Here is a 21651-nt window from a genome sequence, read left to right as displayed (position 1 = left end):
AGATTCGGCTCCCAACAAATCGGCCGGCCTCCCCTGCCGGCGGTGCCAAAATCCGCGCGATTTCGGGGGTATCCCGGACCTTCGGGCATCCCCCGCGGGCCCATTCCGGCCGGTCCGCACCCCGGATGTGACGAAGGCGACTCACGGGTCCGGAGCGTGCCAGGAACTGCGCACGCTCCGGACCTTAAAGCAGGACGGGCCGGCTCAAAGAGAGCCGGCCCGTCCTGGCACTGCCTAGTAACTAGGGGTTACCACTTGTTGCGGGGCTTGAAGCCGCCTTCGGTGCGGGGCTTGCGGGTGTCGGTGCCGACGCTGCGCTCGTTGCGATCGCTGAAGGAGCGGCCGCCGCGGTCAGCCGAGGAACGCTCGCCGTCGTTCTTGCGGAACTCGCGCTTGAAGCCGCCGTTGCCCTTGAAGTTGCCGCTGCCACCGGAGTAACCGCCGCGCTCGCCGCCACGGTTGCCCTGGTAGGCGCCCCGGTCGCCGGAGGGCTTGCGGCCGTTGTCCAGCTCGAGGTGGATCAGCTCGCCGCCGATCCGGGTGCGGGACAGTGCCTTCAGCTGATCCGGGCTCAGGTCCGCCGGGAGCTCCACGAGGGAGTGGTCCGAGCGGATGTCGATGCCGCCGATCTGGGCCGAGGAGATGCCGCCTTCGTTGGCAATGGCGCCCACGATGGAACCCGGCATGACGCGCTGGCGGCGTCCGACGGCGATCCGGTAGGTGGCGTTGCCCTCGGTCAGGGTGCGGGTCGGGCCACGGGAGCCGAACCCGTCCTTGGAGCGCTCGCGCTTCTGGAATTCCGGCGCGGCGGGCAGTTCCTTGACCAGGAGCGGCTGTCCGCCCTGCGCCATGACGGCCAGTGCGGCGGCAATCTCGGCGGCCGGAACGTTGTGCTCTTCCTCGTAGGAAGCGATCAGGTCACGGAACGCCGAGACGTCCTCAGATTCGAGGGTCTCGGTGATCTTCTCGGCGAACTTGCCCAGCCGCAGGGTGTTGACCGTTTCCGCGGTAGGCAGGTGCATCTGCTCCACCGGCTGGCGGGTGGCCTTCTCAATGGAACGCAGCAGGTACTTCTCCCGCGGGGTCATGAACAGCACGGCGTCGCCGGAACGGCCCGCGCGGCCGGTGCGGCCAATGCGGTGCACGTAGGACTCGGTGTCGTGCGGGATGTCGTAGTTGATCACGTGGCTGATGCGCTCGACGTCCAGGCCGCGGGCCGCAACGTCGGTGGCGACGAGGATGTCGATCCGGCCCTCCTTCAGGGCCTCGACCGTGCGCTCACGCTGCTGCTGCGGGATGTCGCCGTTGATGGCTGCGGCCTGGAAGCCACGCGAGCGCAGCTTGTCGGCCAGGTCCTCGGTGGCCATCTTGGTGCGGACGAAGGCGATGACGCCGTCGAACTCTTCGACCTCGAGGATGCGGGTCAGTGCGTCGAGCTTGTGCGGGCCCATGACCTGCAGGTACCGCTGACGCGTGTTGGCGCCGGTGGTGGTCTTGGACTTGACCTGGATCTCGGCCGGGTTGTTCAGGTACTGCTTGGAGAGGCGACGGATCTGGCTCGGCATGGTGGCAGAGAACAGTGCAACCTGGCGGCCCTCGGGGGTCTGCTGGAAGATCTGCTCCACGTCATCGGCGAAGCCCATCCGCAGCATCTCGTCAGCCTCGTCCAGCACAAGGTACTGGAGTTCGGACAGGTCCAGGGAACCCTTGGCGATGTGGTCGATCACACGGCCGGGGGTACCGACGACGACCTGGGCGCCGCGGCGCAGGCCGGCCAGCTGGGGTCCGTAGGCGGAGCCGCCGTAGACCGGCAGGACGGTGAAGTCGTCGATGTGCTTTGCGTAGGAGGTGAAGGCCTCCGCGACCTGGAGCGCAAGCTCGCGGGTCGGAGCCAGGACCAGGGCCTGCGTCTTGCGGGAGGGGCCGTTCAGGTCGTGGAGTTCGGCCAGCCGGGACAGTGCCGGTACTGCGAATGCTGCAGTCTTACCGGTACCGGTCTGGGCTAGGCCCACAACGTCGCGGCCTTCAAGCAGCACCGGGATGGTCGCTGCCTGGATCGGGGACGGCTTCTCGTAGCCGACGTCCTGCAGGGCGGCAAGGACGCGGGCATCAATGCCGAGGTCGACGAAGCGGAGACCGGTTTCGTCGTCACCGGCATCGTTCGGGGTGTTTTCGGCCGCGGTTTCCACCGGCGTGGTGGCTGCTTCGGCGGCAGGGGTTTCGGTGATCTCGACGTCGGCCTGGGTGTTTTCAGTGTCGACGGAGTTGTCCTGATTTTCGGGCATAGGGGAATCTTCCTCATCCATAGGGGCCAGGCGGCACAACCCGAGGTGAGCGGAGCCGCAGTACACGTGCCGTAATTGCCGGGCATACGTTGACCGGCCGGTCACATAGAAGCCCGGCGCTTTCGCAATCCCGTGGCAGGACTTCCCGCTGCAACTCTTGGCTGCTATCCCAGCAGTCTGTACAGCGTTTTCTTTAGCCGGCTCTCCCTATGAAAATGCCCGCATCACAGTAGCGGGCCCCAACACTTGCCAGTCCTGCCTCAAAAATTGGGCAGGAATAAGGGATTTCCGGAGTGGGGGATATTTCAAGTGTAAGGCATGCACACCTGCAGGTGGTAACGCAGGGGTCGACGGCGGCGGTGAGCTTGCGCACATGCCGCACCGCCCGGGCCTGTGCGGGCCCCGGACCGCGCTCCGGCGGGCGTGCTAGTCCGCCGGTTGCAGCTTCGCAAATTCCTGGTGGTACTCCGGCTGCAGCCGGATCAGGCCATCGGCGTCGGCATCCCGCAGCGCCTCCATGTCCTGGACCGTGGGGTCGGAGAACCATTTGCCGATCGTCACGCCGTGCGCCGGGACGTAGAGCCGGTGGATGTGGTCCCCCGCCTGGATGCTGCCGGTGCGCGCCACGCGCAGATAGGTGCCTACAAGTCCGGCCTCGGTGAACCGCTTGACCCAGTGGGGTTCGTTCACGCGCCGCTGGAAGGTGCTGCACGGCCGGCGGGGCGAGGTGACTTCCACTTCGACGTCGAGCCCGATCTTCCAGCGTTCGCCGATCACCGCGTTGGTGGCGTCGATGCCGGCAACCCGGAGGTTCTCGCCAAAGTATCCGGGCGGGATGTCCCGTCCAAGTTCCGCGGCCCAGTAGTCGGCGTCGGCCTGGGAATAGGCGTACAGCGCCTGGTCTTCGCCGCCGTGGTCGATCCGGTCGGCCTGGATGTCACCGCGGAGGCCCAGCCGGTGGACTTTCACGGGTCCGTCCACGGGACGCTTGTCGATGGCGGTCACGCCCAGTCGTCCCTCGTCGCTGAGCAGCTGGTGCACCCGGCAGACGGCAAGCACAGAAGCGGTGTTCATGGCACCAGTGTAGGCCCGGGGCCGCGTCCGGACGGCGGAACGTAGGATGCTCCCATGAGCAGTGTTGGAGCAACAGACGTGTCCGATGTCCTGGCGATCGATTCCCTGCTGAGCGCCGAAGAGCTGGCTGTTCGGGAAAAGGTCCGCGATTTCACCAGCCAGCGGATCCGGCCCGGGATCGCGGCCTGGTATGACGACGGCGTCTTCCCGCTCGAACTGGCAGCGGAACTGGGCGAGCTGGGCGTGCTCGGGATGCAGCTGGAGGGCTACGGCTGCCCGGGCCGCTCCGCCGTCGAGTACGGCCTGGCCGCGATGGAGCTCGAGGCCGGCGATTCCGGCATCCGCACCTTCGTCTCGGTGCAGGGTTCCCTCGCCATGACCGCCATCCACCTGTGGGGCTCGGAGGAGCAGAAGCAGGCGTGGCTGCCCCGGATGGCCGCGGGCGAAGTGATCGGCTGCTTCGCCTTGACCGAGCCCACCGCCGGGTCGGACCCGGCGGCGATGCAGACCTTCGCCCGGCGGGACGGTACGGGCGATGACGCCGGCTGGATCCTGGACGGGGCGAAGCGCTGGATCGGGCTCGCCTCCGTCGCGGACGTGCTGGTGGTGTGGGCAATGACCGACGACGGCGTGCGCGGCTTCCTGGTGCCTGCCGGCACGCCGGGGGTGACTGCCACGCCGATCGGGCAGAAGCTTTCGATGCGCGCCTCGATCCAGTGTGATGTGGGCTTCGACGGGGTCCGGCTGGGCCCCGAGGCGCAGCTGCCCGCCGCCCGCGGGCTGCGGGGACCGTTCAGCTGCCTGAACGAGGCACGCTACGGGATCGCCTGGGGCGCGATGGGCGCCGCCCGGGACTCCTACGAGGCTGCGCTGCGGTACTCGCAGGAGCGGCTGCAGTTCGGCAAGCCGCTGGCCGGGTACCAGCTCACCCAGGAGAAACTGGTGAACATGCTGCTGGAAATCCAGAAAGGCACCCTGCTGGCGCTGCAGCTGGGCCGGCTCAAGGACGCCGGGAAGCTGAGGCCGGAGCAAATTTCGCTGGGCAAACTGAACAACGTGCGGGAGGCCATCGCGATTGCCCGCGAAGCCCGCACCATCCTGGGCGGGAACGGGATCACGCTGGACTATTCACCGCTGCGGCATGCCGCCAACCTCGAGTCGGTGCGCACCTATGAGGGCACCGACGAGGTGCACACCCTGGTCCTGGGCCAGCACATCACCGGGCTGGCCGCCTTCCGCTAGCGGCGCGGGGTGAGATGACAGTTCGCGGCAGTGTTGCCGCACCACACTGCCGTGAAATGTCATCTCGACGGCGGCGATGGCGCGGCCTCAGGCGGAGAAGCCTCCGTCTGCCTTGACCAGCTGCCCGGACACCCAGCGGCCCTCGGGTGAGAGCAGGAACGCCACCGTCCCGGCCACGTCCGCGGGGGTGCCGAGCCGGCCGCCGGGATGCCGGCGGGCCAGGTCCTCGCGCAGTTGCGGGTCCATCCAGCCGGTGTCCACCGGCCCCGGGTTGAGCACGTTGGCGCTGATGCCCTGCGGGCCCAACTCCCTCGCGGCCGCGATCACGATCCGGTCCAACGCGCCCTTGGACGCCCCGTACGGCAGGTAGAACGCGGTGTGGTCGCTGGTCAGCGCCACGATTGCACCGCCTTCAGCCGGCGCCTGCCGGGCAAATGCGGCGATCAGCTGCCAGCTGGCGCGGGTGTTGACGGCGAAGTGGCGCTCAAAGCTCTCCAGGGACGTGTCCAGGATGCCCGAGTCCACGGATTCGGCGTGGCTCAGCACCAGACCCTGCAGGGTGCCAGCCTCTTCCGCCACTGCGGCCATCAGCCGGTCCACGGCCTGCGGATCCTCGAAGTCGGCGGGCACGGCCAGCACGGCGGCGCCGGTCGCCTGCAGCTCGGCTGTGAGGCGTTCGACGTCGTCCGGCTGCACGCCCCAGGGCATCCGGGTGTCGTAGTCCTGCCAGTAGGTGAGCACCAGGTCCCAACCGTCCGCTGCGAGCCGCCGCGCAATGCCTGCACCGATGCCGGCGAGCCTTCCGACGCCGGTAACCAGGGCCGTCTTGCGCTGCACCGGCGGGGCATCGGCGGCCGGCGTGTCCGGGTTATCTGGCCTGGGCGGGGTGGAAACCATGGTGCCCAGCCTAACGTCCGGCCTAGGCCGGGACCGGGACGGCCGCCTGCTTTCCGGTGTCCTTGCGGATGGTCGCGCTGATGACGGCGGCGATGGTGCACATCGCCGCGGCGGCGAACCAGGCGTACGTGTACTGGCCGGTGGCGTCCCGGACGGCACCGGCCGCCAGCGCTGCCGCGGCGGCGCCGAGCTGGTGCGCGGCGAAGACCCAGCCGAACACGACACTGCCGTCCGCGCCGAACACCTGGCGGCAGATCGCGGCCGTCGGCGGGACGGTGGCTACCCAGTCCAGGCCGTAGATGATCACGAAAACGATCATGCTGGGCTGGATCTCGGCGCTGAGCAGCAGCGGCAGCACCAGCAGCCCGATGCCCCGGAACTGGTAGTAGACGGCGAGCAGGATCCGTGGATTGAAGCGGTCCGTCAGCCAGCCCGAGGCGATGGTGCCGAGAATGTCGAAGATGCCGACGACGGCGAGCAGGCCGGCGGCCGTGGTTTCGGCCATGCCGTGGTCGTGGGCGGAGGGGATGAAGTGGGTGCCGATCAGTCCGTTGGTTGTGGCTCCGCAGATGGCGAAGCCGGCCACGAGTGCCCAGAACGTCCGGACCCTGCTGGCCCGCTTGAGCACCTGGAGTGCCCGGACGGCGGCATTCCGGCGGGGCCCGGCCGGGACCGCCTGCTCCCCCGGCGTTGCGGTCTCGCCGGCTGTAGCCCCACCCTCCGCGGACTCGGTCTCGGCGCCATACGGCAGCGCACCGACGTCGGCCGGTGAGTTCTTCAAGAACTTCAGCACCAGCGGCACCACCGCCAGGGCACCGGCGGCGATCAGCAGCGAGGCCTGCCGCCAGCCGGGGCTCTGCGCGAGGGCGGCGATGAAGGGCAGGAACACCAGTTGCCCGGCCGCGCTGCCCGCGGTGAGGATGCCGATCACCAGCCCGCGGCTCTTCACGAACCAGGTGTTGGCGACCGTGGCGGCGAACACCAGCGCCATCGATCCGGTGCCGAGTCCGATCAGCAGCCCCCAGGTCAGCAGGATCTGCCACGACTGGTTGACCAGGACGGTCAGGGCGCTGCCTGCCCCGATCAGCACCAGCGCCACGGCGGTCACGGCGCGGATGCCGAAGCGCTCCATCAGGGCCGCGGCGAACGGTGCCGTGAGGCCGAACAGCACCAGGTTGATGCTGACCGCGGCCGAGAGGACCGTGGTGGACCAGCCGAACTCGGTCTGCAGCGGCACCATGAGCACGCCCGGGGCGGCCCGGAAACCGGCAGCGCCGACCAGTGCCAGGAACGCGACGACGGCGACGATCCAAGCCGGATGGATGCGGCGCCGGGTGGAGGTCCGGGGCTCACTCATGCTGCGGTTCCGTTCTTCCGTCTCGCCGGAGCGGTGGCGAGGGGGACCGGGTCGGCGGTCCGGGTGAGGCTGTGCCAGCTGGTGTTTTCGGCCGTGAGCCGTTCGCCGCAGGCCGTGCAGCTGTCCGCAGAGGAGGTGCGCTGCCCGCAGCCGCTGTGGACCACAAACATGTGCGCCTGTTCGGACGGCGCGGCCAGGTGCTTCTCGGACCAGATCACGACGGCATTGAGCACCGGCAGGGCGTCCTCGCCTTTGGCGGTGAGCACGTACTCCTGGCGGCGGCGGCCGCCGCCGTCGTCGTAGGGGCGGCGGGTGAGCAGGCCGGCGTCGACGAGTGCTGCCAGCCGCCGGGTGAGGACCGAGTCAGCAGCGCCCAGCCGGGCCTTCATGGCGTCGAAGCGTCCGTTGCCGAAGAAGACTTCGCGCAGGACCAGCATGCCCCACGGGTCGCCGAGGATGTCCAGGCCGCGGGCCATGCTGCAGTTGCGCCGGGACCAGTCGGATCGAAGTGCCATACCGGCAGATTAGCTGGCTTTCTTCAAGATAGCTAGAGGCCGCAGCTGCCGGGACCTAGAGGTACGGCCGGAGCCCGGCGCGGGACGGCCGGTAGGCCAGCGCCCAGTACACCAGCATCGCCATCCCGCAGACCACGCCGAGGCTGGCGACCGTGAGCTGCCACTGCGTAGTGGGATCCTTGCCCCACTCGTGTGCCCCGGCCATCACCGCGAGGTACTTGGGGGTGAGGTAGAAGGCGACGGCGGAGGCGGCGACGATGATCCAGCCGGCCAGCCGCATTTTGCCGTCGCGCGAGGGGACTCGGTGGATGGCGAACCCCATGCACGGCAGCGCCACGGCCATCCAGACCCAGTGGTGGGACCAGGACACCGGGCTGATCAGCAGCATCAGCAGCGCGGTGGCGGACACAGCCACGAAGTTCTCCTCCGCGTCAACCGCCCACATGATCACCAGCGCGGCGACGGCGGCGAGGCCCAGCGCGAGCACCAGCCAGACCACGGAGGTCAGGGACGAATCCGGCATCCCCAAGTGCAGCAGCAGGCCCTTGACCGAGAGGTTGTCCACGTAGGCCGGCCCACCGATCCGTCCGGTGTCCGGCAGGATCTTGGTCCAGAACGTCACCGAAGCGGTGGGCAGCATGGCCCAGGCCAGCGCGATCGAGCCGAAGAACCCCGCGGCCATCCAGCCCAGGGCCTTGAAGTCGCGGCGGACCAGGAAGTACAGGCCGAAGGCGAGCGGGGTCAGCTTGATCCCGGCCGCGATCCCGATCAGCAGGCCCGCCGGCCAGCGGAACTCGCCGGCCCGGGATTTTCCGTAGAGTGCGAAGTCGGCCAGGATCAGGCCCATCAGGATGATGTTGATCTGGCCGAAGTCGAAGGTATCCCGCCACGGGCCCATCAGCAGGATCGCCGCGGTGCCGGCCAGGGCGACGGCCCGGAACCGCCAGTCCGCGACGGCGTCGCGCCAGCGGCCCAGCCCGAAGTAGTGCCGGGTCAGCCAGGCGGACACGACGGCTGCGCCGAGCAGCGCGGTGGCAGTGAAGACAAAGCCGCCGGCGCTTTGGCCCAGGGTGGCGAGGGCGGCGAAGATCAGCGCGGCGAACGGCGGGTAGGTGAACGGAAGCCCGTCGCGCGGGGCGTAGAGCTCGTTCACGCCGGCTTCGCCGGTCTGCAGCACCCGGTTTCCGCCGTAGAAATAGACCTCGAAGTCGTTCAGCAGCGGGATGTAGGCCGAGTACAGCACCACCAGGGCGGCGACGACGGCGGCCGCGCCGGCCGCCGTCGCGATCCAGCCGCGGATGGTGGAGCTGGCTGCCCTGGAAGTGCTGGTCACCGGAGGCTAGCTGCCCGTCTCAATGCGCGCGAAAGCCTGCTCGAGGTCCGCAATCAGGTCCTCGACGTCCTCGATGCCGCAGGAGAGCCGGATCAGGTTCTCCGGGACTGCCAGTTCGGTGCCCTTGACCGAGGCGTGGGTCATCTCGGAGGGGTAGTTCATCAGCGATTCGATGCCGCCCAGGGATTCCGCCAGCGTGAACACGGAGGTGGATTCGGCCACCTTGCGTGCCGCGGCCTCGCCGCCCTTGAACTGCACGGAGATCATCCCGCCGAACTTCTTCATCTGCTTCTTTGCCAGTTCGTGGCCCGGGTGGGAGGGCAGGCCCGGGTACAGCACGGCCTCCACCTCGGGGCGCTGCAGCAGCCATTCGGCCACGGCCTGGGCGTTGTCGCTGTGCCGGTCCATCCGCACGCCGAGCGTCTTGAGCCCTCGGGTGGTGAGGAACGCGTCCATCGGCCCGGACACGGCGCCGACGGCGAACTGCACGAAGCCGATCTTCTCGGCCAGCTCGGGGTCGTTGACGATGATCGCGCCGCCGACGACGTCGGAGTGCCCGCCGATGTACTTGGTGGTGGAGTGCACCACGACGTCGGCGCCGAGGGCCAGCGGGTTCTGCAGGTACGGCGAGGCGAAGGTGTTGTCCACCACGAGGAGGGCGCCGGCGTCGTGCGCCACCTTGGCGAGCGCCTCGATGTCGGTGATCTTCATCATCGGGTTCGACGGCGTCTCCACCCAGACCAGCCGGGTCTTGCCGCCGGCCGCGCCGCCGTTCGATCCGCCTGCGGCGACGGCCTTCGCGACGGCGTCAAGATCGGACATGTCCACCGGGGTGTTGCCGATCCCCCACTCGCCCAGGACGCGGCTGATCAGCCGGTACGTCCCGCCGTAGGCGTCGTTGCCGAGCACGATGTGGTCTCCGGGCCGGGTGAGGGCGCGGATCATGGAATCCTCGGCGGCCAGGCCGGAGCTGAAGGAGAACGCCGCTGCGCCGCCCTCCAGCGCGGCGAGCTGCTCCTGCAGGGCGTCGCGGGTGGGATTGGTGCCGCGGCCGTATTCGTAGCCTGCCCGGAGGCCGCCGATCCCGTCCTGCGCATAGGTGGAGGAGAAGTGCACCGGGGGCACCACGGCGCCGGTGCGCGGCTCGAAGGCCTGGCCGGCGTGCACGGCGCGGGTGTTGAAGCCGGCGTTGGCCGTGGAAGAGCTTTCTGGCTGGGACATGGGACTCCTTGAATTGGTCAGTTGCTGAGGTAGGCGAGGAGGTCGTGGCGGGTCAGGATCCCCACCGGAGCGCCGACGAACGTCACCATCAGGGTGTCGGTGTCGGAGAGGAGTTCGCGGGCCGTCGAGATCGATTCGAGCGAACCGATCACGGGCAGCCGTGCCTCCATGTGTTCGGAGATCTTGTCGGTGAGGTTCGCCTCGCCGCGGAAGAGCTTGGCGGTCAGGGTGCGCTCGTCGACGGCACCGAGCACCTCGCCCATCACGACCGGCGGTTCCTGGGACAGCACCGGAATGTGGGAGACGCCGTACTCGTTCATGATGTTGATGACGTCCCGCACGCTCTCGTTCGGGTGGATATGCACCAGGTCCGGCAGCTCGCCGGTCTTGGACTTGAGCACTTCTCCCACCGAGGCTTCGTCGCCGCCGGCGAGGAAGCCGTAGGAGCGCATCCACTGGTCGTTGAAGATCTTCGCCAGGTAGCCCCGGCCCGAATCGGGCAGGATCACGACGACGACGGCGTCGGCGGGCAGGTCCTTGGCGGCCTGCAGCGCGGCGACGACGGCCATGCCGGAGGAACCGCCCACCAGCAGGCCCTCTTCCCGGGCCAGGCGGCGGGTCATGGCGAAGGACTCGGCGTCGCTGACGGCTATGACCTCATCCGGAACGGCCTTGTCGTAGTTGGCGGGCCACATGTCCTCGCCGACGCCCTCGACGAAGTACGGCCGGCCGGTGCCGCCGGAGTAGACCGAACCGGCCGGGTCGGCCCCGATGATCTTGACCACGCCGCCGTCGGCCTCGGGCCGGTCCGCGGAGACTTCCTTGAGGTAGCGGCCGGTGCCGGTGATGGTGCCGCCGGTGCCGGCGCCGATCACGCAGTGCGTGACCAAGCCGTCCGTGTCCTTCCAGATCTCCGGGCCGGTGGACTCGTAGTGGCTGGCCGGCGCGGCCGGGTTGGAGAACTGGTCCGGCTTGTAGGCCCCCGGGATTTCAGTGACCAGGCGGTCCGAGACGCCGTAGTAGCTCTGCGGGCTGTCCGGCGCGACGGCGGTGGGGGTAACCACCACTTCGGCGCCGTAGGCCTGCAGCACGGCGCGCTTGTCTTCGCCGACCTTGTCCGGGACCACGAAGATGCAGCGGTAGCCCTTCTGCTGCGCCACGAGCGCCAGGCCCACACCCGTGTTGCCGGACGTGGGCTCCACGATGGTCCCGCCGGGCTGGAGCTTGCCGCTGCGTTCGGCCTCTTCGACCATCTTGGCGGCGATGCGGTCCTTGATCGAACCGCCGGGGTTCAGGTATTCCAGCTTCACCAGGACCGTGGCGGCGATGCCGTCGGTCACGTGATTGAGTTTGACGAGCGGCGTGTTGCCGATGAGGTCCAGGACGGACTGGGCGTACTTCATAGGTACAAAGTTACCGTCTCCGGGACGGCGGGCACGTCGCGTCGCCGGCGCCGCGGTCCGGGTGCGACGATAAGGCAGTGAAGCGAAGGACCTGGTTGAAGACGCTGAGGAGCTACCTCGTCCCCGGCGGGATGCTCCTCGCCGGGGTGGCGGTGCTGGGCACCGGGCTGTTGCCCTGGCCCGCATTCGAGGAGCTCACCGGCCGCACGGTGCCCGTACTGGGCTTCGTGGTGGCCATGTCCCTGGTGACGGAACTGGTGGACGACGCCGGGCTGTTCCGGGCCGTCACGGACCGACTGGCCGCCCTGGGCCGGGGCAGCGTGCTGCTGCTCTGGCTGCTGGTGATCGCGCTGGCAACGGTCTCCACCGTGTTCCTGTCGCTGGATACGACGGCGGTGCTGGTCACGCCCGTCGTCGTACTTCTGGCCGTCCACGCCCGGATCCCGCCGCTGCCCTTCGCGCTGACTACCATCTGGCTCGCGAACACGGCCTCGCTGCTGCTGCCGGTGTCCAACCTGACCAACCTGCTGGCCCAGTCCCGGCTGGGTCTCAGCCCGGCCGCCTTCGCCTCGCTGGTCTGGGCCCCCGCGCTGGTTGGGATCCTGCTCCCCCTGGCTCTGCTCTGGCTGGCCTTCCGGAAGGATCTGCGGGGCCGCTACGGCCCCCAGCCGGTCCACCGGGTGCGTGACAAGGTGCTGCTGTACGCCTCGGCTGGCGTGATGCTGCTCCTGCTCCCGGCCCTGGTGTCCGGAGTGCCGGTACAGATTCCCGCCGCTGCCGCGGCCGCGGTCCTCCTGGGGCTGTTCCTGTGGCGGCGCCGCTCGGCCCTCCGCTGGGCCATGGTCCCGTGGCGGCCGCTTATGCTCACCGTCGGCCTGTTCATGGTGGTCGAGGCGTTGCACGCCAACGGCCTGACCAAGGTCCTGGCGGGCGTCGCCGGGTCCGGGGAGAGCCTTCCCGCGCTGCTCCAACTGGCGGGGCTCGGCGTGGGAGCCGCGAACACCGTCAACAACCTGCCGGCCTACCTCGCGCTGGAACCGGCGGGCGGCTCGCCGGTGAGGCTCGCGGCCCTCCTGATCGGCGTGAACCTTGGCCCGCTGGTGAGCCCCTGGGCGTCCCTGGCGACCCTGCTCTGGCACGAGCGCCTGCGGGCCCTCAACGTCGAGATCCGCTGGGGCGGCTTCGCGCTGGCCGGCCTCGCCGCCGTCGTCCTCACGGTTCCCCTCGCGGTCGTGGCCCTCTGGCTGGCCAGCGGCATGCACTAGGCGCGGGTCAGGCCCCGATGTCGTTTCCGGCGGTTTCGCCGCTGCCGCCGGCCGGAGCCGGTGCCGCGGGCGCGGCGTTCTGCCACAGCCCCACTACGTTGCCCTCGGTGTCCGTGAAATACGCGTTCCAACCGGACCCCGGCACCTCCATCTTTGCCCGCTGCACCGAACCGCCCCGGGCCACGATCTGCTCCAAGGCGGCGTCGATGTCGTCGACGTCGACGGTCACCACCGGGGCGGTGAGCTCGCCGCGGCGGAACAGGCCGCCGTTGATCGACCCGGAGACCGCGGGCCGGCCCTCCTCGTCCATCGGGGTGGTCAGCGCCAGGCTGTAGTCCATCTCCGGCATGACCTGGAAACCCCAGCCGAACACCGAACTGTAAAACTCACGCGCACGGTTCTCGTCGTCCGCGGGAAGCTCGAAGTGCACCACTCCACCAGCCATCACACTCTCCTGACCATCAAGGGATCCGATCCCGGGGCGGGCGCGGGAAGTCCGGGCCACAGCCGGAGTCTAGTCCCGTCCGGGGCCGCGGATAAGGGCCGTCCGGTTGCGCGCATCCCTCCGCCCAACAGCCCGGATGTGCCCGCCGTCGGCCGGGCGTGGGAACATATTCGAGTGACCACCGCAGAGCTCCCCGCCGGCGTGCCCGCCGCGGCGGACGCCTCGCTGCGGTGGCACCCGGGCGGCCCGTTCGATCTCCTGCAGACCCTCGGCACGCTCCGCCGGGGCCACGGCGATCCGTCCATCCGGGTCACTGCGGACGGCTTCTGGATGGCGTTCACGACGGCGGCCGGTCCGGCCACGCTGCGCCTGGCCTCCGCGGGTCCGGCGGCCGCGCCCTGGATCGAGGCGCGCGCCTGGGGGCCCGGGGCAGCCGCGGCGATCGAGGCCGTTCCGCGAATGCTGGGACGCGACGACGACTGGACGGCCTTCGACGAACCCGGCTTCCACGCCACGCTCCCCCGGATGGTTGTCGACGCACGACGCCGCAACCCCGCCCTCCGGCTGCCGGCCACCGGGCGGATGATCGATTCCCTGGTGCCTACGGTGCTCGAGCAGAAGGTCACGGTGATCGAGGCACGCCGCGGCTACCGCTACCTGATGTACCGCTTCGGGACAGCGGCGCCCGGCGCCGGCACCGTGGCCCCCGCCAACCTCCTGGTCCAGCCCACGCCCGAGCAGTGGCTGCGCATCCCGTCCTGGGAATGGCACAAGGCCGGAGTCGGCCCGCAACGATCGGACACCGTCATGCGGGCGCTGCGTTCCGCGGCCGCGCTGGAACGGCTGGCGGCGCTGCCGGCGGCCGAAGCGGCCGCGAAGCTGCAGACCCTTCCCGGGATCGGCGTCTGGACGGCGGCCGAGGTGGTGCAGCGCACGCACGGCTGTCCGGACTCGATCGCGGTGGGCGACTACCACCTCGCGGCCTACGTCGGCGCGGCCCTGACCGGGCGGCGGACCGACGACGCCGGGATGCTGAGGCTGCTGGCACCCTGGGCCGGGCACCGCCAGCGGGTGGTGCGCATGATCGGCCTCAGCGGGTTCCGCAAGCCGGTTTTCGGGCCGCGGATGACCATCCAGGACCACCGCGGCCACTGACCGGCGCCGCTGAAGCAACGCGGGGTCACATCCGGCCCATCCGGGGCGCCTTTATAGGCGCGATCTGACCCCGCGTTGCGTTAGACCGAGCGGAGCCGGGTCTTCTTGATCCGGCCAACGACGGCTTCGAAGCCATCGGCGAGGTCATCGGCGTTGGCCTTGAAGTACGCCCAGCCAGCGCCGCGGAACGCTTCGTCCCGCCGGATGTCCCTGGATTGTTGTTCCCGGGTGAGGTGGTGGGCGCCCTCGTACTGGATGGCGATGCGGTACCTCCGGTAGCCCAGGTCTGCGGCCGGCGAGCGCCGGTCGTCAGGGTCCAGCCTGATCTGAAGCTCCGGCTCCGGTAATCGCGCGTCCATCAGCGCCAGCCGCAGAAAGGTCTCCGGGAACGAATCCGCCCCCACCCGCATCTCGTCCAGGGCCAGCCGGGCTTTCTCGACGCCCTTCATGTTGGGATGCTGGCGGATGAGTAGCCGCAGTCCGTCCTTGTACGCGTAGGGCTCTGAGCGCTGTTCCAGGCCAGGCCGGGGTATCCGAATGATCTGGTCGCCCAGGGCGATGAGGTAGTTGAGAGGCAGGCCCGAGGCGAGATCCAGCCAGGTCCGCGGCGGTGCCGTCACAGGGACGCCGTCGACGTCGGTCAGCTCGCCGGGGATACACCGCACGCGGTGTCCCGTAACCCCGGCCCGGCGGACGCGAGGCAGTTCGTGCGGCTTGCTGAGGTGGATGGTGGAACACCCGCCCAGCCACGGCGGCAGCCCGAGCCGGGTGAGCACGGCGGCGGTCTCGTGGGACACCCAGGCGCCGGGCGTGGCTGCGCTGAGTACCCGGGCACGTTCGAAGATCTCCAGGTGCCTGCCGGCCGGCAGATAGATGAGACGGCCGCCGTCGGACAGGTCCTTCGCCCGGAGTCGCTTGGACGTAACGCCGGCCGCACGGGATTCGTAGACCGTGAACGGCGTCTGGAAGAGACTTTCGGGGAGCGGCACAATGCGGACCATGGGCACCATTGTGGCCGCGGATTAGGCTCGCTGCCTGAGTTATCCACAGGCCTGCCTAATTCGAAGCATCGCGGGGTCACTTACGGCCCATCCACGGCCCCGCGATGGGCCGTAAGTGACCCCGCGTTGCGGTCAAAGATGCAGCCTGGCCACGGCTTCCTGGCGCATGTCCACCTTGCGGATCTTGCCGGACACGGTCATCGGGAAACTTTCCCGGACGTCCACGTAGCGCGGGATCTTGTAGTGCGCCAGCTTGCCCCGGCAGAATTCCGCCAGCCCCGCGGCGTCCAGCCTGCCGGCTCCGGGCTTGAGGATCACGCACGCCATCAGTTCCTCACCGTACGTGGCGTCAGGGACACCGATCAACTGAACGTCCTGGATATCCGGGTGCGTGTAGAGAAACTCCTCGATCTCGCGCGGGTAGACGTTCTCGCCGCCGCGGATCACCATGTCCTTGATCCGGCCCTCGATCACCAGGTAGCCGTCCTCATCCATGCGCGCCAGGTCGCCGGTATGCATCCAGCCTTCGGCGTCGATCGCCTCGGCCGTCTTGTCCGGCTGGTTCCAGTAGCCCTGCATCACGGAGTACCCGCGGGTGCACAACTCGCCGATCTCGCCGCGCTGCAGCACCTCCCCGGTCACGGGGTCCACGATCCGGTTCTCCAGCTGCGGCATGGTGCGGCCGACGGTCTGCGTGCGCTGGGCCATGGTGTCCCCGTCGCGGGTCATGGTGGAGACCGGAGAGGTCTCGGTCATGCCGTAGCAAATGGCCACGTCGCGCATGTTCATTTCCGAGATCACCCGGTTCATGACCTCGATGGGGCACAGCGACCCGGCCATGACGCCGGTGCGCAGCGTCGAGAGGTCGTAGGAGGCGAAGTCCGGCAGCGCGAGTTCGGCGATGAACATGGTCGGCACGCCATAGAGCGACGTTCCGCCGAAGTCCTGCACTGCCTCCAGCGCGGCGGCCGGCGTGAACCCGCGGCCCGGAATGATGGTGGCGGCGCCGTGGCTGAAGGCGGCCAGGTTGCCGATCACCATTCCGAAGCAGTGGTAGAACGGCACCGGCAGCACCACCCGGTCGTGCTCGGTGTAAGCCAGCAGCTCGCCGATGGCGAAGCCATTGTTGAGCAGGTTGTGGTGGGTCAGGGTGGCGCCCTTGGGAAAACCGGTGGTGCCGGAGGTGTACTGCAGGTTGATCGCGTCGTGCGGGTCCAGTTCGGCCATCCGCGCCTTCAAGCCGGAGTGCGCGACGTCGTCGGCCCGCCTCAGCAGCTCGGCGAATGTCCGCTCCGCCTCACTTTCCGGGACCCCGGCGGTGAGGCCGGGCTGGCCGGAATCGGGCAGGAACACGACTTCGCGCAACTCGGGACATTCCGCCAGCGCCTGCCGGGCCATCACCGTGTAGTCGCTGTTCCGGTCCGACGGCGCCGCCACCAGCATCCGCATGCCGTTCTGCTTGACGACAAACTCCAGCTCGTGGCTGCGGTACGCCGGATTGACGTTGACCAGGATCGCCCCGATCTTCGCTGTGGCGTACTGCAGAATGGTCCATTCGGCGCAGTTCGGGCTCCAGATTCCGATCCGGTCTCCCTTGGCGACGCCGAGCGCCAGCAGCGCGCGGGCCAGCCGGTCGACGTCGTCGTTCATCTTGGTGTAGCTCCACCGCCGGGCCTCCCCGCCGGGAACCGCCGCGGCCTCGATCAGCGCGTCGTGGTACGGGAACCGGGCGACGATCCGCTCAAAGTGGTCGCCGATGGTTTCATCGATCAGCGGGACGTCAGTGTCCCCGGCTGTGTACGCAAGCATGGTGTGACGCTACCAACAGGCCGCCGGCAAGAGAAGGGCAAAGCGTGGAAGTCCTAGGAAATCTTCAGGACATCTTCCGACGCCGGGTCGGCCGCCCGGTAGGGTAAAACCCATGAGCGCACCCATTGACCTGCAGGCCACTTTCATTCCCAACGAGGGCGAATTCTTCCGCGTGAAGCTTGCCCTCGAAATCGCGATCGACGAGGTCGTCAACGAACCCGGTTGCATCCGCTATGAGCTGACCGAGGCGAGCGAGGACAAGCTGGTTCTGACCGAGCAGTGGGCTTCCCAGGCAGACCTGGACAAGCACTCCAAGGGCACCGCGGTCCAGGACCTGAACGAGTCCCTGAGCGCCTTGCTGGCCGAGCCGGTCAAGCTGGAAAAGCTCTAAGCCCGCCCCGCCTCCGAACACAAACGCGGGGTCACCTCGCGCCGGTAATCCCTCAAGGGATGGGCGCGAAGTGACCCCGCGTTGCTGTTTGTTGCGGCAGTCCGGCTTAGATATCCGGAATCTGGCTGCCGTCCTGCTGGGTTGTTGCGGCCTCGGCCTGGGAACGGGCCACGTGCGCGTGGACCTCCTCCATGTCGAGGGCCTTGACGGCGTCGACCACCTGCTCCAGCTGCTGGGCGTTCAGCGCACCGGGCTGGGAGAACACCAGTACCTTTTCGCGGAAGGCCATCAGCGTGGGGATCGAGGTGATTCCGGCCTCGGCGGCAAGCTGCTGCTCCGCTTCGGTGTCCACCTTGGAGAAGACCACGTCCGGGTGCTTCTCCGAAACGGCCGAGTACGTGGGGCCAAACTGCTTGCACGGGCCGCACCATTCGGCCCAGAAGTCTACGAGGACAATGTCGTTGTCCTCGACGGTCGATGCGAACTGTTCACCTGTAATGTCTACGGTAGCCATGCGTCAACGGTACGCGAGCCGCCCGCGAAAGTCCCCTGCGTTTCGCTGATGGCACATCCCGGCGGGCACGGCGCGTGGGTCACGCCCAGACGTGCGGGGCGGGGCGGCGGGCGCCCGGCAGCGCGTTCGTTTCCCGCCACTCGTGGATCCATTCGGGCAGCTCCAGGTCCGCCGGCGGCGCCCCGAACTCGCGGATGATCTCTTCCTGGCTGACCGGCTTGCCCTTGCTGACCAGCCGGGTGGCGATGTGGGCGCGGGCGTAGATTTCGCCGTCGACCACCATGCGCTGCTCAAAGTAGATGGCCTTCTCATCCAGGCCGATGACCTTGGACTCGATGGTGTACTGCTGCCAGAGCTGCAGGGAGCGGCGGAAAGCGATCGTCTCCCCCGCCACCACTGGCGTCCAGCCGCGCCGGCGCATGGCCTTCCAGGTCCCGCTGCGTGCCATCAGGTCGAAGCGGCCCAGGTCCATCAGCGAGAGGTACATGCCGTTATTGACATGCATTGCGATGTCGATGTCTGTCGGGAGCACGCGGAGCGGCAGCGAGGACGTGTCCCAGATGCTCAGCGGCGAGCGCCGGGCGGACTTGATGAGCAGGAGGAGGGTGCGGAGCAGCAGGTGCATGGGACTATGTTACCCGCGGGTAACAAAGGTGCCAAGAAGGGTCGGCCGCTCAGCCGGCGGACAGCACCGCCACCGTGGCCTTGCGGCCGGAGCCGCGGATGGTCCAGCAGTTCCCGGTGCCGAGCACCTCAAGGTCCTCGAGGCCCGCGTGGCGCAGCACCAGCGCGGTGTTCTCGTCCACGGCCACGGCCCGGTCCACCAGGCCCTCCGCCACCGCCGCGACCGCGCGGCTCAGGGTCCCGGCCTGCGCGGTATGGACGTCGACGGCGAACGGCACCAGGCCCAGGCCGTCGCGGACGTCGATTTCGTCAAGGCCTTCGGAGCATTCCTCCGAGCACACCTCGATGCCCCGGATCCGGTAGCCGCCCACAAGCGCCCGCTGCGGCGCGATCATCGCCCCCGCGGAGAACCCCAGATAGGGCACGCCGGCAGCGACCGCCTTCCGGATCGCCGCCGCCGAGCCATGCAGGCCGGCCAGGTAGTCCGGGGTAGGGCCGCCTCCGACGACGATCCCGTCGACGTCGTCGAACGCTTCCGGGTCCGCCGGCTCATTGGAGCGCAGCAGGACCGGTGTCAGCTGGCAGGACGTGCGACTCTGCAGCGGCTCCAGGTACGCGGGGAGGAAATACTCCGAGCTGCCTTCGCGGTCGAACAGCACGACGGCGATCCGGGGAGGCGGGCTTCCCCCGCCGCGGTTCCGGACATCCTTGACGAAGCGGTCAAAGATAACCGGGGTGGTGACGGTATCGGGGCCCCCGCCCACCAGGATGATGCTCATGGGTATCACGGTACCCGCCCGGCCGCCGGGTCAGCCGGTGGCGACCAGCTCGACTTCGAAGCCGTCCGAGTTCACCAGGTAGGCAGCGTAGTGTCCGGGGCCGCCGGCGTGCGGATATTTTTCCGGAAACAGCTCGGTCCAGCCGTTGCCGGGGCCGTCCGCGGCCAGCGCGTCCACCTGCTCCGGCGTTCCGCCCCGGAACGCCAGATGGTTCAGCCCGGGCGCGGTGCGGTGGTGGTTCCGGCCGTCCAGGTCGGGTGACTCCTCGACGACGATGTACGTGGCGCCGCGCCGCCAGCTCCGCCCGCGGGGCCAGTCCTGGAACTGCCCATAGCCGAGCCTGGTCAGCAGCCAGCCCCATTCGTCCCGGGCCCGCGCAAGGTCCGGCACCCAGAGCTCGACGTGGTGCAGGGCGCCGAAGGATTCGTCAGTCACTGTGTGAGTCTCGCACGTGCCTCAGTGCAGGATGCGCTGGAACAGGAGATGGTCCTGCCAGGCGCCCGCAATCTGCAGGTACTCCGGGGCATGTCCGATCTGTTGGAAACCGGCCCGCTGCAGCACCCGCTGGGAAGCGGCATTGTGCGGCAGCGTGGCCGCCTGGATCCGGTGCAGGCCCAGCGCGGTGCTGGCGGCTCCGACAACATGAGCGACGGCGGCCGATCCGATGCCCCGCCCGTTGAAGTCCTGATCCACCCAGTACCCGAGGTTGGCGCTGAGGAAAGGCCCGCGCACGATGCCGCTCAGCGTCATCGTCCCCACGGCCTCCCCGCCGGCCAGCAAGACCCACGGAACGCCGGTTCCGGCGCCGAACATGGCGAGTTTGCCGCCGATGTTGGCGCTCTGCCCCTCCGTGGTGAAGAACTCGGCGCTCCGGGTCGGTTCCCAAGGCGCAAGATGATCCCGGTTCCGCCGGTACGCGGCCCCCAGCCGTTCGGCGTCGGAACCGCGAAGCAGCCTGATGCGGACACCGCCGGGCAGCTCTCCCGCCAGCGCGCTTGGGGCGTCAGTCGTCACGTGCCCCTGCCGTCCCGGTGAGCGCAATGATCATCCGCTCCATCCTGGCAACGCCGGCGAAACGCCCCGCGTTGTCCGTCACCAGGAGCGAGTCGAACCTCTGGTTCTTGGGCCTCGTCATGGCCCGGGCCAGGGCCTGGCTGAGCGGGGTATCGAGGTTCACGCGCATCCCGGGGCTGACCACGCCCAGTGCGGACGCTCCGGCGTCCAGCACCGCGACCGGCCGCAGGTGCTCGCCGAGCAGCACGACGGCCTCCAGCGCCGGGTTGGCCGCGAAGGCGTCAGCGGCCTGGGTGACGCTGCCGGCCGTCGTCGCCGGTTCGACGACGTCGCGGATGACCGTCTTGTGTGCCACCGGACGGGCGCTGGCGAGGCGGTGGGCCAGGTCAAGATCAATGCCGGCCCAGGGCGGGGCAGGCCGGGCGAGGTAGTAGCCCTGCACGAGCGGGACGCCCAGCGAGACCAGCGCCTCGAGCTCCTCGGCCCGTTCGACGCCCTCGGCCAGGATCCAGGCGTCGACCTGACTCGCAAACGCGCCGAGCATCCCGATGAGGGCACGCTTCGCCTCATCACGGTCGACGTCCTGGATCAGGTCCCGGTCGATCTTGATCAGGGCGGGGCGCAGGGCCAGCAGGTGGCGCAGTCCCGCGTAGCCGGCTCCGGCGTCGTCGACGGCGATCAGGGCACCGGCGGCGCGCAACTGGTTGAGGTCCGGTTCCAGCTCCACGTACGAGTCGATCGGTGTTTGCTCTGTCAGTTCGATGATCAGGCCGCCCAGTTTGCCCTCGTCGCGCCAGACGCTGCGGATGCATTCCGTGATGAGCAGCTCCGGTGAGACGTTGAGGGTCAGGAAGCAGTTGGCTGGCAGGGCGGCGCGGGCCTTGAGCGCGGTGCGCAGCGCGGCCGCTTCGAGTTCAGCGGCTTTCCCATGTTGACGCGCAGCGGCGAACCAGACTTCGGGGTTCTTCTCGGCATAGCCGGGAAACCTGGCGAGGGCTTCATAGCCCACCACCGCTCCCCGCGCGGTATCAACGATGGGCTGGTAGGCAGCCGCCAGGCCTTCGCCGCGGCAGGCCGAGGCCAGCAGCCCATCCCAGTCCGGCGGTGCAGTGGCGCCGGACCCGGAAGGTGGACCGCCCGCCGCAGGAATCAACTAACCGGGTGGATTGCTTTGTGCACCGAGTCGACGAGCTCGGCGGGAAGCTCGGTCAGGCCGTGCACGGACGCGGCATGGGCGCCGACCTGGACCAGGATTTCGTCATCGGTGCTGCAGACCCAGCGGGCTTCACAACCGGGAACAACGTCACCACATGCAAACGATTTCATG

Annotated in this window: 22 protein-coding genes; 4 read left to right on the top strand and 18 right to left on the bottom strand. The window is 68.9% G+C overall.

Annotated elements, in window-relative coordinates:
* Positions 1 to 248 precede the first annotated feature (248 nt).
* Together AC1DBD_RS02390 and AC1DBD_RS02385 are read right to left on the bottom strand one after the other, a co-directional pair.
* On the bottom strand, positions 249 to 2285 hold the full coding sequence (locus tag AC1DBD_RS02390) for a DEAD/DEAH box helicase (protein ID WP_441416972.1): 2037 nt from the start codon (positions 2283 to 2285) through the stop codon (positions 249 to 251).
* A gap of 426 nt (positions 2286 to 2711) precedes the next feature.
* On the bottom strand, positions 2712 to 3359 hold the full coding sequence (locus AC1DBD_RS02385; RefSeq protein WP_476981351.1) for an MOSC domain-containing protein: 648 nt from the start codon (positions 3357 to 3359) through the stop codon (positions 2712 to 2714).
* 54 nt (positions 3360 to 3413) lie between these two features.
* On the opposite strand from AC1DBD_RS02385, the gene AC1DBD_RS02380 reads away from it, so the two are divergent.
* Complete coding sequence (locus tag AC1DBD_RS02380; protein WP_476917049.1) at positions 3414 to 4601, top strand: acyl-CoA dehydrogenase family protein; 1188 nt, start codon at positions 3414 to 3416, stop codon at positions 4599 to 4601.
* 87 nt (positions 4602 to 4688) lie between these two features.
* On the opposite strand, the gene AC1DBD_RS02375 is transcribed toward AC1DBD_RS02380, so the two are convergent.
* Genes AC1DBD_RS02375 through AC1DBD_RS02350 form a run of 6 tightly spaced genes read right to left on the bottom strand, consistent with a single transcriptional unit; the run spans position 4689 to position 11327 of the window.
* Entirely contained in the window at positions 4689 to 5498 is an 810-nt protein-coding gene (locus tag AC1DBD_RS02375; RefSeq protein ID WP_476981350.1) for an SDR family oxidoreductase, read from the bottom strand.
* A 22-nt stretch (positions 5499 to 5520) separates the two neighbouring features.
* On the bottom strand, positions 5521 to 6855 hold the full coding sequence (locus AC1DBD_RS02370) for an MFS transporter (RefSeq protein ID WP_476917048.1): 1335 nt from the start codon (positions 6853 to 6855) through the stop codon (positions 5521 to 5523).
* Positions 6852 to 7370, bottom strand: a complete 519-nt coding sequence (locus AC1DBD_RS02365; RefSeq protein ID WP_476917047.1) for a winged helix-turn-helix transcriptional regulator — start codon at positions 7368 to 7370, stop codon at positions 6852 to 6854. Before AC1DBD_RS02365 ends, AC1DBD_RS02370 begins: the two co-directional genes overlap by 4 nt.
* A gap of 55 nt (positions 7371 to 7425) precedes the next feature.
* Positions 7426 to 8703: a glycosyltransferase family 87 protein gene (locus AC1DBD_RS02360; protein WP_476981349.1), complete on the bottom strand. Its 1278-nt coding sequence runs from the start codon at positions 8701 to 8703 to the stop codon at positions 7426 to 7428.
* 6 nt (positions 8704 to 8709) lie between these two features.
* Positions 8710 to 9924: a cystathionine gamma-synthase gene (locus tag AC1DBD_RS02355; RefSeq protein ID WP_441416965.1), complete on the bottom strand. Its 1215-nt coding sequence runs from the start codon at positions 9922 to 9924 to the stop codon at positions 8710 to 8712.
* Positions 9925 to 9941: 17 nt separating this feature from the next.
* Positions 9942 to 11327: a cystathionine beta-synthase gene (locus AC1DBD_RS02350; protein ID WP_476981348.1), complete on the bottom strand. Its 1386-nt coding sequence runs from the start codon at positions 11325 to 11327 to the stop codon at positions 9942 to 9944.
* A gap of 131 nt (positions 11328 to 11458) precedes the next feature.
* On the opposite strand from AC1DBD_RS02350, the gene AC1DBD_RS02345 reads away from it, so the two are divergent.
* Positions 11459 to 12592, top strand: coding sequence for an SLC13 family permease (locus tag AC1DBD_RS02345; RefSeq protein ID WP_476892291.1), 1134 nt, complete (start codon positions 11459 to 11461; stop codon positions 12590 to 12592).
* Between the two features lie 7 nt (positions 12593 to 12599).
* On the opposite strand, the gene AC1DBD_RS02340 is transcribed toward AC1DBD_RS02345, so the two are convergent.
* Complete coding sequence (locus AC1DBD_RS02340; RefSeq protein WP_476981347.1) at positions 12600 to 13037, bottom strand: VOC family protein; 438 nt, start codon at positions 13035 to 13037, stop codon at positions 12600 to 12602.
* Positions 13038 to 13211: 174 nt separating this feature from the next.
* On the opposite strand from AC1DBD_RS02340, the gene AC1DBD_RS02335 reads away from it, so the two are divergent.
* Positions 13212 to 14192, top strand: a complete 981-nt coding sequence (locus tag AC1DBD_RS02335; RefSeq protein WP_441416962.1) for a DNA-3-methyladenine glycosylase family protein — start codon at positions 13212 to 13214, stop codon at positions 14190 to 14192.
* 80 nt (positions 14193 to 14272) lie between these two features.
* Here the strand turns inward: AC1DBD_RS02335 and AC1DBD_RS02330 are convergent, their stop codons facing one another.
* Positions 14273 to 15193 (bottom strand): hypothetical protein, encoded by a 921-nt coding sequence (locus AC1DBD_RS02330; RefSeq protein WP_476908431.1) that lies wholly within the window; start codon positions 15191 to 15193, stop codon positions 14273 to 14275.
* Between the two features lie 132 nt (positions 15194 to 15325).
* Positions 15326 to 17002, bottom strand: a complete 1677-nt coding sequence (locus AC1DBD_RS02325; protein ID WP_476981346.1) for an AMP-binding protein — start codon at positions 17000 to 17002, stop codon at positions 15326 to 15328.
* A gap of 112 nt (positions 17003 to 17114) precedes the next feature.
* Between AC1DBD_RS02325 and AC1DBD_RS02320 the strand changes: the two genes are divergently transcribed.
* The gene (locus AC1DBD_RS02320) at positions 17115 to 17393 is read left to right on the top strand and encodes a putative quinol monooxygenase (RefSeq protein WP_441416959.1); all 279 of its coding nucleotides are present in this window, start codon (positions 17115 to 17117) and stop codon (positions 17391 to 17393) included.
* A gap of 106 nt (positions 17394 to 17499) precedes the next feature.
* Here the strand turns inward: AC1DBD_RS02320 and trxA are convergent, their stop codons facing one another.
* The 7 genes from trxA to AC1DBD_RS02285 form a co-directional block, all read right to left on the bottom strand.
* Positions 17500 to 17907, bottom strand: coding sequence for a thioredoxin (gene trxA, locus AC1DBD_RS02315; RefSeq protein ID WP_441416958.1), 408 nt, complete (start codon positions 17905 to 17907; stop codon positions 17500 to 17502).
* A gap of 79 nt (positions 17908 to 17986) precedes the next feature.
* A complete protein-coding gene (locus AC1DBD_RS02310; protein WP_441416957.1) occupies positions 17987 to 18532 on the bottom strand; it encodes an acyl-CoA thioesterase in 546 nt (181 codons plus the stop codon).
* A 49-nt stretch (positions 18533 to 18581) separates the two neighbouring features.
* Positions 18582 to 19310 carry a Type 1 glutamine amidotransferase-like domain-containing protein gene (locus AC1DBD_RS02305; protein WP_476981345.1) on the bottom strand — a complete coding sequence of 243 codons (729 nt, stop codon included), beginning with the start codon at positions 19308 to 19310 and terminating at the stop codon, positions 18582 to 18584.
* A gap of 30 nt (positions 19311 to 19340) precedes the next feature.
* Entirely contained in the window at positions 19341 to 19745 is a 405-nt protein-coding gene (locus AC1DBD_RS02300) for a VOC family protein (protein WP_441416955.1), read from the bottom strand.
* Between the two features lie 21 nt (positions 19746 to 19766).
* Positions 19767 to 20324: a GNAT family N-acetyltransferase gene (locus AC1DBD_RS02295; protein ID WP_476981344.1), complete on the bottom strand. Its 558-nt coding sequence runs from the start codon at positions 20322 to 20324 to the stop codon at positions 19767 to 19769.
* Complete coding sequence (locus tag AC1DBD_RS02290; RefSeq protein ID WP_476917038.1) at positions 20314 to 21477, bottom strand: EAL domain-containing protein; 1164 nt, start codon at positions 21475 to 21477, stop codon at positions 20314 to 20316. The genes AC1DBD_RS02295 and AC1DBD_RS02290 overlap by 11 nt, the downstream gene beginning before the upstream one ends.
* Positions 21474 to 21650, bottom strand: coding sequence for a DUF1059 domain-containing protein (locus AC1DBD_RS02285; protein WP_441416952.1), 177 nt, complete (start codon positions 21648 to 21650; stop codon positions 21474 to 21476). Before AC1DBD_RS02285 ends, AC1DBD_RS02290 begins: the two co-directional genes overlap by 4 nt.
* Between the last annotated feature and the right edge of the window lies 1 nt (position 21651).

It is taken from the genome of Arthrobacter sp. 10T419, from assembly GCF_056394105.1.
Note: the sequence above shows the minus strand (reverse complement) of the source record. Positions and strands in the feature narration are given on the sequence as shown.

Bases quoted from the DNA above. Each gene is read 5' to 3' on its own strand.
- AC1DBD_RS02310 (WP_441416957.1), bottom strand. From the start codon at position 18,532: ATGCACCTGCTGCTCCGCACCCTCCTCCTGCTCATCAAGTCCGCCCGG.
- AC1DBD_RS02365 (WP_476917047.1), bottom strand. From the start codon at position 7,370: ATGGCACTTCGATCCGACTGGTCCCGGCGCAACTGCAGCATGGCCCGC.
- AC1DBD_RS02385 (WP_476981351.1), bottom strand. From the start codon at position 3,359: ATGAACACCGCTTCTGTGCTTGCCGTCTGCCGGGTGCACCAGCTGCTC.
- AC1DBD_RS02370 (WP_476917048.1), bottom strand. From the start codon at position 6,855: ATGAGTGAGCCCCGGACCTCCACCCGGCGCCGCATCCATCCGGCTTGG.
- AC1DBD_RS02390 (WP_441416972.1), bottom strand. From the start codon at position 2,285: ATGCCCGAAAATCAGGACAACTCCGTCGACACTGAAAACACCCAGGCC.
- AC1DBD_RS02320 (WP_441416959.1), top strand. From the start codon at position 17,115: ATGAGCGCACCCATTGACCTGCAGGCCACTTTCATTCCCAACGAGGGC.
- AC1DBD_RS02350 (WP_476981348.1), bottom strand. From the start codon at position 11,327: ATGAAGTACGCCCAGTCCGTCCTGGACCTCATCGGCAACACGCCGCTC.
- trxA (WP_441416958.1), bottom strand. From the start codon at position 17,907: ATGGCTACCGTAGACATTACAGGTGAACAGTTCGCATCGACCGTCGAG.
- AC1DBD_RS02285 (WP_441416952.1), bottom strand. From the start codon at position 21,650: ATGAAATCGTTTGCATGTGGTGACGTTGTTCCCGGTTGTGAAGCCCGC.
- AC1DBD_RS02375 (WP_476981350.1), bottom strand. From the start codon at position 5,498: ATGGTTTCCACCCCGCCCAGGCCAGATAACCCGGACACGCCGGCCGCC.
- AC1DBD_RS02340 (WP_476981347.1), bottom strand. From the start codon at position 13,037: ATGGCTGGTGGAGTGGTGCACTTCGAGCTTCCCGCGGACGACGAGAAC.
- AC1DBD_RS02305 (WP_476981345.1), bottom strand. From the start codon at position 19,310: ATGAGCATCATCCTGGTGGGCGGGGGCCCCGATACCGTCACCACCCCG.
- AC1DBD_RS02330 (WP_476908431.1), bottom strand. From the start codon at position 15,193: ATGGTCCGCATTGTGCCGCTCCCCGAAAGTCTCTTCCAGACGCCGTTC.
- AC1DBD_RS02325 (WP_476981346.1), bottom strand. From the start codon at position 17,002: ATGCTTGCGTACACAGCCGGGGACACTGACGTCCCGCTGATCGATGAA.
- AC1DBD_RS02355 (WP_441416965.1), bottom strand. From the start codon at position 9,924: ATGTCCCAGCCAGAAAGCTCTTCCACGGCCAACGCCGGCTTCAACACC.
- AC1DBD_RS02345 (WP_476892291.1), top strand. From the start codon at position 11,459: ATGCTCCTCGCCGGGGTGGCGGTGCTGGGCACCGGGCTGTTGCCCTGG.
- AC1DBD_RS02380 (WP_476917049.1), top strand. From the start codon at position 3,414: ATGAGCAGTGTTGGAGCAACAGACGTGTCCGATGTCCTGGCGATCGAT.